The following is a 2,936-nucleotide window of genomic DNA, read 5'->3' on the forward strand; positions in this document are numbered from 1 at the left end:
TTGGTATCAAGGGATTAGAGGCATTTTGTTTGCCTAGTCACTGTCGAACTCGGGATTTAAACCCCTCCCGAAGTCGAGAAAAATTAAAAACCCCTTGAATATCAAGGGGTTTTACTAGTTTTGTAGGAAATTGTCGAATGCAACATAATAGTCATTATGTTGCATTCGTGTATTAATTTGTTTAGATGCACAGCACTGACAATATTAACTTACACAGATATACATTTATCTTTGAATAAAGAAATGGATTGCTTCCTTTTGCTGTACATAACACTTTAACAAAAAACATTTACTTTATTATCTGTTTAATGTAAGTTTTTTTTATTTCGTTAAATCCTAAGTATTGATAAAATTCTACTGCTTTGAAGTTTTCAGTCCAGACATTGAGTTGAATTTCATCTATGTTATTATTGTATGACCAACTTTCAATCCATTTAATTAAGGCACTACCTATACCTTTTCCTCTCATACTTTGGGTAACTCCTAAATCCTTGATATATAGTATGTTTTTCTGTTTAAAGATATATATTTTAGATATATCTTTTTTTTCTGCTATTACATATCCAATGCACCCAAATTTCTGGTTTTCAGCTAAAGCCACAACCTTATTATTATCTTCAATTAATTTCTTCATTTCTTCATAAGAGTAGATGTGTTTTATTTCGCTATTAAAAACATCAGAAATATTATCTTTGTGATACTGGAAGGTTTCATTAGTCAAGTTTAGTAATATGTCAATATCTTTTAAGTTGGCAAGTCTAACTTGTATTTTATCTGTCATAATCGCGTTTAACCTCAGCTTTTAATTGTAATAATATCTTATATTTCTTTTTTTAGAATAAACTTGTGAAAGAAGTAATACGATGGATGAGAAAATACAGATTAATATTACTAAACAGAACAAATATGGAATAGCAACTATTAATATTAATAATGTAGAAAGTAACTTTGCACCTGTTATGACAGTACGGTCTAATGCGTATGCAGCAGTCACGTTCTCTTTAGGGATTAAACTAGCAATTTCAACTTGTCTACTTGGGAAGTAAAAAACTTCACCTATAGTATACAAGAATACATACATATATACCTCGATTATTTTCAGTTCTCCTGAAAAAATCATTACTACTGAAAAAGACATTATTATCATGCCTGCAATTAAACGTTTTTTAGCGCTTATAGATTTAATTAATTTCTCTATAAATGGTGAAAAAAGTATTACAGTTCCATAATTCACTAAAAGGATATTTCCAATAATTTTTCGTGCTTCAGGTTCTATAATTTGTTTGTGTGTCAAATAAACTGACAACAAATCGTTAAGTCTACTTTCGATCATAAATATTAAGCATGTTCCTATGGAAAAGCATATGATTAATAACACGTTCCTGTCTGTTTTATTAGTTTGTTTATCAATTTTTCCCCCTTTAGGTGATGTTGTTCTCAGAGAACCTTCTTCAGTGAGAGTTTTATTAAATAAGATAGCACTGATACAACAAATAATTGCCATAAAGATAAACAAAATACTAAGGTTATTAATAGATGAAAATGTCCCTACTAATATGCCTACTACTGCGGACAGATTATTTAACCAATAACTAATAGCAGATACCTTCTTCTTATCTTTTCCAATAAGGAAAGGGTATAAAAGACTATCAATTAATGGACTAAGTACTCCAGCTAAAAAATAATAAATCATCAAAATAGCTATAAATAAAATTGAAATGAATGATATATTAGTCTTATTATCAAAAAAGGTCACAATCCCTAGTAATAAAAGTACTGTTATAAGACCCTTAAAAGTCCACATCAATGTTGTTTTCTCTGGCATATTCTTAAAACGACTTACAGTTTGATGACCTAGAATTACTGATGAAGCACCTAAAAAAGTAATAATGGCTAAATGAAAAGGAGAGAATTTTGTTAATAAATAAAGACCCAAAAAAGGAAAGATACTGTTTGATATTATCCTTAGCATAAAAGAATGAAATAATCTAATTTTCACCATCTTATTTAAATGTGAAAACTGTGTAAAGATATTTATCACTCTATCAACCTCTTATTTTGTTAAATAACTTGAAATAGCAACCGGGACTAGCGTTTGGAAACCACATTTTTTCAATTAGTTGTTCTAAATATAAAATCACATTATTTTTTCTTCGCATTAAATATTCGATATATATATCGATGTCTTCTTGTTCAAACCAATCTGTGTTTTTGGGTACTTGATTAAAAATATCCTCGATTTGGGATTCTGTTATCTTGGACATCTTATTTAAAACATCATCAAAAGGATTGCAACCTTGAAATTCGATATTTAGTTTAATAGCCTCGTATACATGATTAAAAGGATAAGGATGATTAGCACTTGAAAAATTCAGTTGACATATCTTTGATTTTTTGAGTAAAATTTTGGATTCGTTATCTAGATAATACCCTCCAAAACTTAAAGCATGATCGATTGCGTAGTAATAATATGAATCATCTTTCTTAGTTACAAGTAAATTACCATAATTTGAAGAACGATCTTTATTATTAATCCATATATCAAACACTAATAAATTAGAGAAGGTATCAACGTTTCTTAATTTAGACAAGAATTTCCATACAGGTATATTTTGTACATGGCATACATGGAGATAATCTACAGGTAATTTATAGTCAAATAGTAAGCCATAACTACTCTTATCTTTTATATCTATTTTTATAATGTGAGCTTTAGGTATTGGTACATCTAGAAGTTTTCCTATGTTAAATGCTACCCACTCGTTGATTAGACTGTAGTTCTTACGCCCTCTTTCTTTGGTTTTTAAAACATAGTAACTATTCAGCCACATCATAAAGTGAGCTGAATATTTTTTGCTTTTCCTGTCTATGATGTGAATATTGATAGACAAGGAGGTGAATCGCATGTTGACGGTACAACAAGCTGTATTTACAGT

At 29.2% G+C, this 2,936-nt stretch carries 3 protein-coding genes; all 3 read right to left on the reverse strand.

Features of this window, described 5'->3' with window-relative positions:
* Positions 1-289 precede the first annotated feature (289 nt).
* On the reverse strand, positions 290-781 hold the full coding sequence (locus CS060_RS13810) for a GNAT family N-acetyltransferase (RefSeq protein WP_035046386.1): 492 nt from the start codon (positions 779-781) through the stop codon (positions 290-292).
* A gap of 21 nt (positions 782-802) precedes the next feature.
* Positions 803-2,041 (reverse strand): MFS transporter, encoded by a 1,239-nt coding sequence (locus tag CS060_RS13815; RefSeq protein ID WP_099669059.1) that lies wholly within the window; start codon positions 2,039-2,041, stop codon positions 803-805.
* A 4-nt stretch (positions 2,042-2,045) separates the two neighbouring features.
* A partial coding sequence (locus tag CS060_RS14190; RefSeq protein ID WP_218963489.1) for a HipA family kinase occupies positions 2,046-2,936 on the reverse strand: 891 nt, incomplete at its 5' end.

It is taken from the genome of Anoxybacillus flavithermus (assembly GCF_002742685.1).
GTDB lineage: Bacteria > Bacillota > Bacilli > Bacillales > Anoxybacillaceae > Anoxybacillus > Anoxybacillus flavithermus_E.

Excerpts from the sequence above, each read along its gene's own strand:
- CS060_RS13810 (WP_035046386.1), bottom strand. The coding sequence starts at position 781 with ATGACAGATAAAATACAAGTTAGACTTGCCAACTTAAAAGATATTGAC.